This is a genomic window from Flavobacterium sp. CFBP9031, from assembly GCF_034044945.1.
Lineage (GTDB): Bacteria > Bacteroidota > Bacteroidia > Flavobacteriales > Flavobacteriaceae > Flavobacterium.
Window position 1 is genome coordinate 641,483 of sequence record NZ_JAXCWF010000001.1, and the last position, 12,985, is coordinate 654,467.

At 34.2% G+C, this 12,985-nt stretch carries 10 protein-coding genes; 4 read left to right on the forward strand and 6 right to left on the reverse strand.

The window, feature by feature from the left end; translation table 11 throughout:
- The first annotated feature begins 37 nt into the window (after positions 1–37).
- The 4 genes from SOM12_RS02770 to SOM12_RS02785 all read left to right on the forward strand — a co-directional run bounded on the left by SOM12_RS02770 (position 38) and on the right by SOM12_RS02785 (position 4,586).
- Positions 38–1,540 carry an OmpP1/FadL family transporter gene (locus SOM12_RS02770; protein ID WP_320492296.1) on the forward strand — a complete coding sequence of 501 codons (1,503 nt, stop codon included), beginning with the start codon at positions 38–40 and terminating at the stop codon, positions 1,538–1,540.
- A gap of 209 nt (positions 1,541–1,749) precedes the next feature.
- Positions 1,750–3,063 carry a 30S ribosomal protein S12 methylthiotransferase RimO gene (rimO, locus tag SOM12_RS02775; RefSeq protein WP_095931021.1) on the forward strand — a complete coding sequence of 438 codons (1,314 nt, stop codon included), beginning with the start codon at positions 1,750–1,752 and terminating at the stop codon, positions 3,061–3,063.
- A 41-nt stretch (positions 3,064–3,104) separates the two neighbouring features.
- A complete protein-coding gene (locus tag SOM12_RS02780; RefSeq protein WP_095931022.1) occupies positions 3,105–3,653 on the forward strand; it encodes a hypothetical protein in 549 nt (182 codons plus the stop codon).
- Between the two features lie 27 nt (positions 3,654–3,680).
- The gene (locus SOM12_RS02785) at positions 3,681–4,586 is read left to right on the forward strand and encodes an N-acetylmuramoyl-L-alanine amidase (RefSeq protein ID WP_320492297.1); all 906 of its coding nucleotides are present in this window, start codon (positions 3,681–3,683) and stop codon (positions 4,584–4,586) included.
- 409 nt (positions 4,587–4,995) lie between these two features.
- Here the strand turns inward: SOM12_RS02785 and SOM12_RS02790 are convergent, their stop codons facing one another.
- The 6 genes from SOM12_RS02790 to SOM12_RS02815 form a co-directional block, all read right to left on the reverse strand.
- Complete coding sequence (locus SOM12_RS02790; protein WP_248727866.1) at positions 4,996–6,090, reverse strand: outer membrane beta-barrel protein; 1,095 nt, start codon at positions 6,088–6,090, stop codon at positions 4,996–4,998.
- A gap of 609 nt (positions 6,091–6,699) precedes the next feature.
- Positions 6,700–7,665: a glycoside hydrolase family 5 protein gene (locus tag SOM12_RS02795; RefSeq protein WP_095931025.1), complete on the reverse strand. Its 966-nt coding sequence runs from the start codon at positions 7,663–7,665 to the stop codon at positions 6,700–6,702.
- An 11-nt stretch (positions 7,666–7,676) separates the two neighbouring features.
- The gene (locus SOM12_RS02800; RefSeq protein ID WP_320492298.1) at positions 7,677–8,909 is read right to left on the reverse strand and encodes a glycoside hydrolase family 27 protein; all 1,233 of its coding nucleotides are present in this window, start codon (positions 8,907–8,909) and stop codon (positions 7,677–7,679) included.
- Between the two features lie 80 nt (positions 8,910–8,989).
- Complete coding sequence (locus SOM12_RS02805; protein ID WP_320492299.1) at positions 8,990–10,249, reverse strand: fasciclin domain-containing protein; 1,260 nt, start codon at positions 10,247–10,249, stop codon at positions 8,990–8,992.
- Between the two features lie 81 nt (positions 10,250–10,330).
- Positions 10,331–11,401, reverse strand: coding sequence for an IPT/TIG domain-containing protein (locus SOM12_RS02810; protein WP_095931028.1), 1,071 nt, complete (start codon positions 11,399–11,401; stop codon positions 10,331–10,333).
- Between the two features lie 20 nt (positions 11,402–11,421).
- Positions 11,422–12,984: a RagB/SusD family nutrient uptake outer membrane protein gene (locus tag SOM12_RS02815; protein ID WP_320492300.1), complete on the reverse strand. Its 1,563-nt coding sequence runs from the start codon at positions 12,982–12,984 to the stop codon at positions 11,422–11,424.
- Position 12,985: the final 1 nt, after the last annotated feature.

The window sequence follows — 12,985 nt, forward strand, 5'->3', positions numbered from 1 at the left end:
CCTCAACCCTCTCAATTTCTAACTTAAACTTATCAAAATGAAAAAAATATTTTTCCTATTTATAACAGGACTAACTGTCAGCGCGTCATATTCACAAGAAGTTTCAGATGCTTTACGTTATTCTCAAGAGAACCTTACCGGAACTGCACGCTATAGAGCCATGAGCGGTGCCTTTGGAGCAGTTGGAGGAGACATTTCTTCTTTAAGTGTTAACCCAGCTGGATCTGCAATTTTTAATAGCAATCAAGTTGGAGTAACATTTAGCAATCAGAATATTAAAAACAATTCTAATTACTTCGGAACTGAAACATCAGATAAAGAGAACTCTTTTATCTTAAATCAAGCAGGAGGCGTTTTTGTATTTAAAAATAACAATCCAAATGTTGGATGGAATAAGATTGCGATTGGCGCAACTTATGAAAATACTAATAATTTCAACAATCAAGTTTTTTCTGCAGGAACGAATCCAACTAATTCAATAGATGGCTATTTTTTAAACTATGCAAACGGACTTGAATTGGGCAATGTCACTAAAATCCCATTCAGAAACCTTACATATTCTGAACAACAAGCTTTTTTTGGTCTTGAAGGATATGTAATCAACCCTGTTACAGGCAATGACAACAATACACAATACTACACAAATGTGCCTGCTGGAGGAAATTATCACCAAGAAAATGATGTTTACACTAGAGGATATAATAGCAAAATAGGCTTTAATATTGCAACTTCATACAAAGACAGACTCTATTTTGGAGCCAATTTAAATGCTCACATAACCGACTACAGAAGATCTTCAAGCTTTTACGAATACAATAACAACCCTTTAGAAACATACGAAACAATATCTAATGTGCGTTTCAACAACGAACTTTACACATATGGAAATGGTTTTTCTTTCCAGCTTGGAGCAATTGGAAAAGTAACAGACAATTTCAGACTGGGGATAGCTTACGAATCAAATACATGGTACGAACTTTATGATGAACTTTCACAAAGTTTATATTCTACTACTGAAACTAGCTCAGGCGAAACTTTCAGCAACCCAGTAAACCCAAACATAGTTAACGTATACGAATCGTATACTTTACAAACACCAGACAAATGGACTTTTAGCGCTGCTTATGTTTTCGGAAAATCTGGTTTATTAAGCGTTGATTACGGCATAAGAAATTATGGCAACAGCAAATTTAAACCTACAAATGATCCGGGATTTAGAGGAATCAATAATGATATCAGCAATACTTTAACGAGCACAGGCGAACTTCGAATTGGTGCTGAGTACAAAATAAAACAATTGAGCTTAAGAGGTGGATACCGTTATGAAGGAAGCCCTTATAAAAACGGAATTACAGTTGGTGAATTAAACAGCTATTCTGCTGGTTTAGGTTATAATTTTGGATCTACAAAGCTTGATTTAGCTTATTCTTATTTAGAAAGAGATTCAAATCAAGGTTTCTTTACAAGAGGATTCACAGATGGAGCTAACATTACATCAAAATTGAACAATGTTACCATGACTTTATTATTTGAATTGTAATTAAAAATCAAAATAGATGATTGAAAATTTCCATCAGGTTTTTACTTGGTGGATTTTTTTTTGCCGTTTGAAAGACCTTTCTTTTTAGTTTAATTTAAAATGAACAGTCAAGAAGTCAGGACTACTTCATAAAAAACAGCTAAAACAAACTGGAAACTAGTGTTGTTTGAATAAAAAAAGTGTAATTTTGCACTCCAATTTATAAAAGTATGAGAACCAAGTCTTTAAAAAAGAACAAAATTAACGTAATCACTCTTGGGTGTTCAAAAAATGTTTATGACAGTGAAGTCCTTATGGGACAGCTGCGTGCAAATGGAAAAGAAGTTGAACATGAAGCTCCTGCAGAAAAAGAAGGAAACATTATTGTAATCAATACTTGCGGATTTATTGATAATGCAAAAGCAGAATCGGTAAATATGATTTTGGAATATGCAGACAAAAAAGATAGAGGACTTGTAGACAAAGTTTTCGTAACAGGATGTTTATCTGAGCGTTATAGACCAGATTTAGAAAAAGAAATTCCGAACGTTGACCAGTATTTTGGAACAACAGAATTACCTCAATTGCTAAAAGCTTTAGGTGCAGATTATAAACATGAATTACTTGGAGAGCGTTTAACTACAACTCCGAAAAATTATGCTTATTTAAAAATTGCTGAAGGATGCGATAGACCTTGTAGTTTTTGCGCAATTCCTTTAATGAGAGGTTCTCATGTTTCTCAACCAATTGAAAAATTAGTCAAAGAAGCTCAAGGTCTTGCTAAAAATGGAGTTAAAGAATTAATATTAATTGCTCAAGATTTAACTTACTACGGACTTGATCTTTATAAAAAAAGAAATTTAGCAGAACTATTAGAAGCTCTAGCAGCTGTTGAAGGAATCGAATGGATTCGTTTACATTATGCTTACCCTACTGGTTTCCCTATGGACGTTTTAGAATTAATGAAACGTGAGCCAAAAATCTGTAACTATATAGATATCCCATTGCAACACATTTCAGATTCTATTCTAAAATCGATGCGCCGTGGTACAACTCAAGCTAAAACTACTCAGTTATTAAAAGATTTCCGCGCAGCAGTTCCTGGAATGGCAATTAGAACAACATTAATTGTTGGTTACCCTGGTGAGACTCAAGAAGATTTTGAAATTTTGAAAGATTTTGTTCAGGAAATGAAATTTGACAGAATGGGATGTTTTGCTTATTCTCACGAAGAAAATACTCATGCTTATTTATTGGAAGACAATGTTCCAGATGATGTAAAACAAGCTAGAGCAAATGAAATTATGGAACTTCAATCTCAAATTTCTTGGGATTTGAATCAGGAGAAAGTTGGTCAAGTTTTCAGATGTATTATTGACAGAAAAGAAGGCGCTCATTTTGTGGGACGTACAGAGTTTGACAGTCCAGATGTTGACAACGAAGTTCTAATTGATGCCTCTAAACATTATGTAAAAACTGGAGAATTTGTTAATATAAAAATAATTGAAGCGACAGAATTTGATTTATACGGAGAACCTGCTTAAATTTACACATAACTATTGCTAACATTAGACAAAATACTTTTATGAAACCTACTCTCAACTTAATTATTTTCGTTTTCACTTTATTCTGTTTCAGTACTGTTTCTGCTCAATACGGAAACGGATACTACAATAATGGCTATGGCAACGGTTATGGTCGAGGTGGCGGAATGGGCATGGATAGAAGTATGATGGCTGGTCCGCAAAGTACACCAAGCAAACCTAAGGAGACTCCTCCAGAGCAAACGGCAGCATTGATTGTCGATCAGATGAAACAGCAAATTAATCTAGATGAGTTGCAGTCAATTGCAATTTCAAATGTTTTGGCTGATAGTATACGTGAGCAAGGTATTTTATTAAAAAACGAAAGCAGTAATCAAGATCAAAAAATTGAGCAGATAAAAGCTTTACGCGAAAGTACCGATAAGAAAATTAGTGCTTTTTTAAATCCAGACCAAGTTGAAAAGTATAAAACTTTTATGGATTCTTTAAAAGAAATAAAAAAGACCAAATCAAAAAAGAAAAAAGATAAAGATTCTAAAGAAGATTCAAAAGAAGTAAAAGACGCCCCAGATACGAAAATTTCAGAATAATCGTTATTAACTATAAAACAACGAATTATGACAAAAAAGCATTTTTGTTATCTGATACTAGCTATTGTAATTAGTTCTTGCTCTACAAATCCGTACAAGACTACTGAAAAAGCTTACGATCAGCAACTGAAAACTTTAGAAAACCAGATTACAAGCAAAGAATCCAAAACAATTCCTGCGGTTCCACCATTAGCAATTGACACTTCTTATGCACAACAACTGGGAATCGTAAAAGACACTTTATCTAAAACCGGCTCTACTTATTTGGTAAACGGAATAAATACAGAATGGGTTGGTACTGTAAATTTTAATTTAAGAAAACCAAGTTTTGTTATTATTCATCATACTGCACAAGATTCGCTGCAGCAGACGATTAATACTTTTACCAAAACCAAAACTCAAGTAAGTGCCCATTATATCATTTCTGAAAACGGAAAGGTGGTTCAAATGCTTAATGATTATCTAAGAGCTTGGCATGCCGGAAATTCTACTTGGGGGAAAACAACAGATTTAAACTCTTGTTCGATTGGTATTGAATTAGACAATAATGGTTTTAAACCCTTTACTGAGGCACAAATTAGCAGTTTAGTAGCTTTATTAACTAAACTAAAAAAGGATTATAACATTCCGACGCAAAACTTTTTAGGCCATGCTGATATTGCACCAGGAAGAAAACAAGATCCGAGCGCATTGTTTCCGTGGAAAATTTTAGCAGAAAAAGGATTCGGAATTTGGCCAGACGAAGTCTTAGAACCTGCTCCTTTTGATTTTAAAATTGAACCCGCACTTAGAATAATAGGCTATAATACTAAAAACTTAAGTGCCGCAATTCAAGCTTTTAAACTGCATTATATTCAAACTGATGCAACCTCAGTCTTAGACAGAAAAACAATAGACACTATTTATTCTATTTACAAAAAACAAATCCAATAAATAAAAATTATTTTTTTAAAATATACAACGCATTTCTAGATTTTAGAAATGCGTTTTTTTATTCCATAATAATATACTCATAATACAGTTAACGATTCATATTATCAAAAAAAATGTGTTGCGGCGCGTCTCTACGATCATATTAATCGATTCACTATTTACTATTTGCAAAAAGACGTTCTGCGGTGCGTTTCCACAATATAAATCATATTAATCAATTCGCCATTACGATTCGAAAAAAGACGCACTACGTCGCATCTCTACAATCATATAAATAAAACACACAGCAATTTTAAACAATCATTAAGCAGTATTCATAATTTAAAACTCATCATAATGTAAAAAAGCTGCCAAAACATTAGAATGTTTCGACAGCTCCAAAAAAAAAAAAAAATATCAATCTTTATCTCTAGAAAGAGTATGTTGTTGCAATTAAACCATAGAAGCTTCCACCTGTTGGCAATGCATTTTTGTCTAAAAATATATCCTCAGAAGCCGCATCGTATCTTAACTCAGGAATTATGGTAAGTTTTCCAACTTTGTAATTTAAAGAAACTGTGTTGGCAAATACACTTGATCCTGCTAAAGTTCCTAAACTTGGAGCGGCATCTTTAGCATCAAAATATTCTATTCTGTAAGCTAAAAGCAATGCTGGATTAAAAGTATAATTAGCATATCCTACTACAGAAAACCAATCTCCATCTAAATTGCTATCAAAATCATTTGTTGTTTTTGCATAAGTTGCATTTAATCCAAGAGCGAAACTATCACTAATTGTTTTAGATGCTGTTAAATCAAACTGCGTTTTATTTTCGTCTGAAACTGGAATTGTACTTCCTGGAATTGGATTACTACTTCCTGTTGTAAAATTTAAATAAGCACTTCCTGTATCCCCAATATATCCTACTTGCCCGATGAATGTTTTTTGGTAAGAACCTGCATCCATAGCCGATTTAAAATCTGTCGGGTTGGTTAATCCTAACATCGCAGTAAATTGACCTGAAGTATATTGTGCTTTAACCCCAGTATTGAAAAATGGCCCATAAGAAAACGCATACGACATACTGTAATTTTTATTATCTACTGCATCTAACACTTCATATCCGATGTGGGTTCCGAAACTACCCGCCACTACCTTAAACTCTTCAGTTAAATTGTATGTAAAAAATAATTGTTTAATCATAAATTTTGCGCTTGCATCTTTATCTGGCGTTTCATTATATGAAAATTCTGCTGCTCTTTTTCCGAAACCTAAGTCTACAAAAACAGAAGCTTTTCCAAAAGTATGACCTGCTTCAATCGACGCCATTCCTAATTCGAATGAATTCTGTGAGTTGGTAAAGCTCGTTAATCCATTCATTTGTTTTGAAAAATCATATTTATAGTACGCATCTGCAGAACCTCCCCATGTGGTTGCTGGAGCGGTAGCGGCTGCTTCCTCTTCTTGGGCAAAGGCAAAAGAACTTGTTAACATCGCGGCTAAAATGTGAAATGCTTTTTTCATGTTTTAATTTGGTTTTTAGTTATTAATTGATTCTGGTTAGTTAATCTTTTTATATATCTATTTTAATAGTATAAGTCATTTCTAAAACCTTTCATGCGCCCTTCAAATCATCATCATTTTCATTAGCGAATTTATTAACTTTTGTATGAGTAGAATAATTCGAAACGGCTTTTTTGACGTTTTAGGCGAAGAATTACGGATTACAAAAATTAAATCTCCAATAATCGTGATTTGACATTTATCGATAATTGTTTTTGAAAATTCAACAACAGATTTTAGACATAATTTTAATTTTTAAAGGGGTATTTTAAAAATAAAACAGATAAAAACTACAAAATACCACCGACAAAAACAACAAAAAACAATAGAACCCCTAAAATTTTAGGGGTTAAGTCTAAAAACAAAACAAATAAGATTTCAAAAAGACAAATAACCAAACTCAAAAACACAATTGCAATCAAGAAAATTATTCCTACAAAAACAACATCAATTAAATTACCTTCTAAATACTAATTACAACTGTATTTTTAGTAAAAAACAGAAGACCTAAAAACAAAAAAGTCTGCTCTAACACGAGCAGACTTTCTTTATTTAAACTATAAAAACAGATTATTCTTCTTTATTGTATTTCTTTAAATATTCTCGGACTTTGATTCCTGAATCCTTCAAATCTTCATCTTTCCACTTTCCTTCCGATTTTGCCGATTTTTGCAAAATAGAACACGTTTCATCTTTATCTGAAACAGACCACGTAATCCAGCTTAATTTTCGAGCTTCCATCCAATCAATATAATCTTGCCAAGCAGTATAGTTTAGAGGTCCGTCGCCAGAAGCTTCCATTCCTGCCGATTCCGAAATAAAAACTGGTAAACCACTTTTTATCGCCTTATCTGTTCTATCTCTTAATTCCTTACCGTGCGTTGCCGCGTAGAAGTGCATAGTATACATTAAATTAGTGTAACCTCCTATCGGATCTTCTGCAGGAAGATCAATATCTTGATCCCAATGCGGGCAGCCTACTAATATTATATTATTAGGATCGTTCTCCCTAATAACTTTAATAACTTCTTCTGCATAGTTTTTTACTTCCCACCAAGTCTCATAATCTGGTTCGTTGAATACTTCATAGATTATATTTGGATACTTAGCATACTTTTTTGATATCTCCGCAAAAAATTCTTTTGCTTCTTTCAAGTTTACATTATGGCTGTGCCAGTCTATAATGACATATATATCTGATTTTATAGCGCCGTTTATAACAGCCTCGATTTTCTCTTTAGAAAACTGCGGATCTTTTATATAAGAGTAATCTCCTAACTCGATTCCCATTGCGGCGCGAACTACATTACAATTAAAATCCTTTTTTAACCAACTTACTGCTTTTTCATTATAAAATCTCGGCCACATACTATGCCATCCAAAACTTAAGCCGCGTAGCACAATTGGATTATTTTCTTTATCTACAAGCTGAGTACCGAGAACACTCAATTGCCCGTGTTTTTTCACAAATTGTGCTTTTGAAAAATTTACAAATAATAAAAGAAAAAAAGCAGCATACCAAACCTTCGATTTCATATTATATAGTTTTAAGGAGTTAATTTTAAGGTAACAACATCATGAGAAGCTATTTCTGCCGTAAAAGCCTTTTTCGTATTTCCGCTTTCTTTGTTTTTCCAAAGGTCTTTTATTTTGAAGATTGTCTTGCTAAAATCGGCTTCATAACCAAAATCAGCATCTTTGATATTGTTTTTCTTCCAATCGAAATTTACTTTTTTTGAAGTTGCGGTTCTATTGACATAGCTTATCGCCCAAGCTCCATCAGCAAGCGGTTTTACCCATACTTCCACTCCATCTAAAATTGCATATTTGAAACCTTGAATTCCCAATTTATCTTGATTTACAGAAAGCAATTCTTTGTTGGTTAAAATTGCCAAAGTTTCTTTAGACATTTTACGATAATCGTTTCCTGTAAATAAAGGAGAAGAAAGCATGCACCACATTGCAAAATGCGTTTTATCTTCGGTATCGTTCATTTCATTTCCAACCTCCATCATATCAAAATCGTTCCAATGATCAGGACCTGAATATTCACGAATATCTTTTCGCATATCAGCAATTTTCATGAATCCCCAAGACGACCAATTTTCTGGGTGTTTGAATTCGCAGTCAAAACAAGGGTAAATATCCCCAGATATTCTCCAAAGATTTCCAATTGGTTTTCCCCACTCCCACGGCTGATTATCTCCCCATTCGCAAAGGCTGAAAACAATTGGTCTTCCAGCTGTTTTTAAGGCATTACTCATTGTGGTATAAGCTTCTTTTGCCGTGATCCCTTCTGTATTACACCAATCGTATTTTAAGAAATCGATTCCGAGTTTTGCATAAAATCTCGCATCTTGATATTCGTAACCTCTTGTTCCAGGATAACCTGCGCAAGTTTTTGTTCCTGCACAATTATATAAACCGAATTTCAGACCTTTATTATGAACATAATCTATAAGCGCTTTCATTCCGCTTGGAAATTTTTCTGGATCAGGCACCAAATCACCGTTTGCATCACGCTCGTGCGTCATCCATCCGTCGTCTAAAACAATATAATTATAACCTGCCGCTGCCAAACCGGAAGAAACCATGATGTCAGCGGTTTCTTTTACTAACTTTTCGTCAATATTAGTTGCAAACGTATTCCATGAATTCCACCCCATTGGTGGTGTCATTGTAAGACCATCAAATTTTCCGCCTTGCTGTTTATGCGTATTTCCTTGGCTGAAAGCAAAACTCGAAATACTGAGAAGAAACCCTAAAATTATTTTTTTCATTCTTTATCTTTTTTAAAAAAGATATTCCCTAATTTCTCAATTAGGGAATACCTCAAACTAACTCATAACATATTATTTTTTTATAAAAATCCGATATCGTCTATATAAAATACGCTAGACGGAGTAATTGTTCCTCCAGAAAATTCTTGAATAAACACGCTATCAAAATTTCCATCCGTTAAAAGTTCCGGATGCAAAGCTGAAATAGGAATTGAAATATTATTCCATTGCCCTGGCACTAAGACAACAGTCGTACCTTTAGCAGAATCGCCCGTGTCGCTATTTATGGTCACCATAATTTTAGTGCTTTCTGTTGGGAATATTGACATTTTGACAAATTGATAATCTGTCGCTTTTAGAAGAAGATCTGAGTGCATGAAAAGTCCGCTCCAAGCTTCTGCAACTTTTTTGATTGCATGTGTACCTCTGCTTACTTTTTCTGTGCTTTCCCAGGTAATGTCTCCTCCCCAGCCCCAGCCCCATCCTTTCAATGAGTCTTCGTATAATAAATATTTAAGTCCGATTCCGCTTGGAGCAGAAACTCCAAACTCCGTTTCTACAACAATAAGTGCATACGAATCAAAATCAGCTGGAACGGTTGCTTTTATTTCTGTTTTAGAAACCGCAGTAAATGTCGCTTCAGTAGATCCGAATTTTACACTTTTTACTTTTACAAAATTTTGTCCTGTAATTGTTATAACATCTCCCGGAGAAGCCAAAACTTGCGACAATCCTGAAATCGCTGGAGCTGGCGGAGTTAATTCGATAACATTGCTTAAAATATTTACGAAACCATTTGTACCGTAATAATCTAATCCTGGCGCTTCTTTATCGGATCCGTTTACCTTTAAAACACCGTTGGTTACATTAATGCTTAACAAGTATAAATCTGCATTTACTGCATTTGCCATTGTAGCATAATCTCCCGTTTCTAAATAATCGGCTTCAACCCCTGCAAGTTTGCCCACTCTTTTTTTGACACCTTTAATAACATGACTTAAAACAAGTTGTTTTAAATCTTCAACTGGAACCAGTGTTATATCTGGATATCCCAGATCATTTACATAGCCATTGGCTACCAAATAAGCATCGAAAGTGGCATCGTTAGGAACAAAATACGTGTAATTATCAGGTGTATTTAATGTTGATTCTAAACCCGCTAATTTTATTGCTTTTGTAAACGTAGTTAAATTACTATTTGCCTGAATTAAGCCATACGCTGTATTATAATTTTGCTGCGCTCCACCAATATCTTCAATTTCGTTATCGCAGGAAGAAGCTGCAACAACCAAAAAGACACTTAGAGCAATATGTTTTATTTTACTATATATATTTTTCATAAATTCTCTTTTAGTTTTTTAATTATGGATTCTGATTAATAGACTGGACTTTTGTCGAAATCTTTATTTGAATCCTAACAATTATTTTAACACCAATCCGATATCATCTAGATAGATCACATTTCCGCCAAAACCGCCAAATTCTTGATATCCAATTTGAGATAATTCAGTTGGATTACCTAGCGAACTATATGGCACCTCAACATAAGTCCAAGATGTTCTGACATCAACGATCACGATGTTTTTCTCAGCATCTCCATTAGCAAAAAACTTCACTTTTCCAGCTTTTTCACCTTTAACCCAAAATCTTACTGCTTTGAATTTATCTGTATCATGATAAGACCAGTTGTTAATACCAATAACATATCCATCCCATTCACCCGCCTTCCATTGAACACACTTCGTTCCTTGATAAACATCTTTAGCGTAGGCTGCATCAAACTCATTAGTTCCATCCCACAGCGATTGCCAGCCCCAAATATTAGTGAAAGCATCATCATATATTTCTGAACCTATTACTTGTGGAGCCACTGTTGTTCCAGATACATTTGTTACAGATAAATTTTTCAAATAACTTCCTTCAGGAACTTTAACTACAATTTCTGTTAACGTAGAAGACACTGGCTCAACTTGGATATCGCCAAAATTAACGACAGGACGCAAGAAATATTCTCCTGTAATGGTAATGACATCTCCTGGATTTGCATTGACAGGAAATCCTGTAATATTAGGACTTGGAGGTCTAATAGCCACTTTATAATTCAGAGTACCCAAATTGGTTACGATCTTCATTTCATCCATTTCATTATAGTATGGCGTTTTTGAATCTACCATAACCACAATTGCATTATCTGTTACGAATGTCGGATTAAAATAAGACTCTAATCCGTTAAACGAAATTGATCTTAATGTCGCAAAACCAGATCCTCTAATGATATAATAATTTCCTGCATTAATAACATCTGTAGGAACATCAACTTTTCTATCTCCTTCAACCAAAGGGTCGTCAACAACAGATCTGCTAATTCCAGTTACTTCCAGTTTTCCAGATGAACCTACTGAATCATCATTGGAACAAGAAGCGAATAGGAAAATTGAAATCGAAGCTAAAAAATACAACTTCAATAACATTCTATTTTTTATATTTTTCATAGTGATTTACTTTTAAAAAATTATTTGAAAGTGTAAGGAACTGGTGCCTCTTTCAATTTTGGATTTTTTCTAACTTCGACATCTGGTTTTGGATAAATAAAATCAGTTGGCGTTGGCGTATAATGTATTACCCCTTGCGAATCGAAACCTCTATCTTGCTGAGAAATAATATTGATTGCTTCTTGACGTGGCAATCTTCCTAAATCGAACCAAAATTCACCTTCAAAAGCAAATTCAACTCTACGCTCATGAAACAAAGCTGCTTTTGTTAAAGGCACATTATTTCCTAAAGTTCCAAGACCCGCTCTAAGTCTCACTTTGTTATATGATTCTTTTGCTGCTGCATTAGTAGTTTCATCAGCTCCAGCCATAGTTGCCTCAGCATGTATTAATAAAAGATCGGCATAACGCATAATGTAATTGCAGTTACTCATTCCGCCCCATCCATCAGCTGGACCTGTCTCGCTCGTAACTTGCCCTACAACATATTTCTTAACCGCTGCTCCTGTATTGGCCAATACATCTGGATATTTAGTTTTATCCATAACAAAACCTACAACACCATCTCCTTTAATGTTAGGATACGAATCTCCATAAATCATAAAAGATTCTTTTCTTCTTAAATCTCCAATTTCAAAAGCATCTTGAACGTCATTACTAGGAACATAAGTAGCCCCGTATGAAGCATTATCATTCAAAATATCTAAACCATATTGGATATTAGAGAAATTTCCTCCTCCATAAGTATTGATAGCACCAGACCATTGCCAAGAATAAATAGATTCTTCGTTGTTATTTTTACTAGTCAAAAACAAATCTGCAAAATTTGGCAGTAATCCAAACTCACCTGAGTTAATCACTTTTTCAGCCATTGTTTTAGAATCAGCATATTTCTTCTCATATAAATATACTTTAGCTAAAAATGCTTCAGCAGAACCTTGCGACACAAAAATATTTTCTCCGCTAGCAGATCTAGATCTAATTTTTGATTTTAGATTGGCTGCCGCAAATTTTAAGTCGTTTTCGATGAATGTATAAACATCTTCAACTCTATTGGTATTCACCATCGGATCTTTTGCCAAAGCCAAATTATCTTCAATAATAGGCACTGGTCCGTACAAACGAACCAAATAAAAATAGGCTATGGCTCTAAAAAAATGCGCTTCTGCAATAGTGTTTTTAATAACTGCCTTATTCACCTCTGCAGTAGCATTTTTTTCAATATTATTAATTAAATTATTGGCTTGCGCTACGATTGCAAAACAAGCTCTCCATGGATCTAACAATATTGGACTATCAGAAGTCAATTTAAACTGAATCAGCTCTGGCCCATCGGCATAAGCCAAACAATTCCCTGATGACAGTTCTGATAATGCGTAAAAGTTTTTAGTATAATAAGGAGCCCACATTGCACCATACATTCCGTAAGTGGTTCTTGCAACCTGCTCATCGGTATTATAAAACTGGTCACTGCTGTAACTATCTTCAGAAGGGCGATCTAAGAAATCTTCGCTGCAAGAAGTAGTTGCCAAACCTAGCGTTAAGAATAAAACTAAGGTCTTTATATTGATATATTTTTTCATA

Coding starts and splice junctions, on each gene's coding strand:
- SOM12_RS02770 (WP_320492296.1), top strand. CDS start 38: ATGAAAAAAATATTTTTCCTATTTATAACAGGACTAACTGTCAGCGCG.
- rimO (WP_095931021.1), top strand. CDS start 1,750: ATGAGAACCAAGTCTTTAAAAAAGAACAAAATTAACGTAATCACTCTT.
- SOM12_RS02780 (WP_095931022.1), top strand. CDS start 3,105: ATGAAACCTACTCTCAACTTAATTATTTTCGTTTTCACTTTATTCTGT.
- SOM12_RS02785 (WP_320492297.1), top strand. CDS start 3,681: ATGACAAAAAAGCATTTTTGTTATCTGATACTAGCTATTGTAATTAGT.
- SOM12_RS02790 (WP_248727866.1), bottom strand. CDS start 6,090: ATGAAAAAAGCATTTCACATTTTAGCCGCGATGTTAACAAGTTCTTTT.
- SOM12_RS02795 (WP_095931025.1), bottom strand. CDS start 7,665: ATGAAATCGAAGGTTTGGTATGCTGCTTTTTTTCTTTTATTATTTGTA.
- SOM12_RS02800 (WP_320492298.1), bottom strand. CDS start 8,909: ATGAAAAAAATAATTTTAGGGTTTCTTCTCAGTATTTCGAGTTTTGCT.
- SOM12_RS02805 (WP_320492299.1), bottom strand. CDS start 10,249: ATGAAAAATATATATAGTAAAATAAAACATATTGCTCTAAGTGTCTTT.
- SOM12_RS02810 (WP_095931028.1), bottom strand. CDS start 11,401: ATGAAAAATATAAAAAATAGAATGTTATTGAAGTTGTATTTTTTAGCT.
- SOM12_RS02815 (WP_320492300.1), bottom strand. CDS start 12,984: ATGAAAAAATATATCAATATAAAGACCTTAGTTTTATTCTTAACGCTA.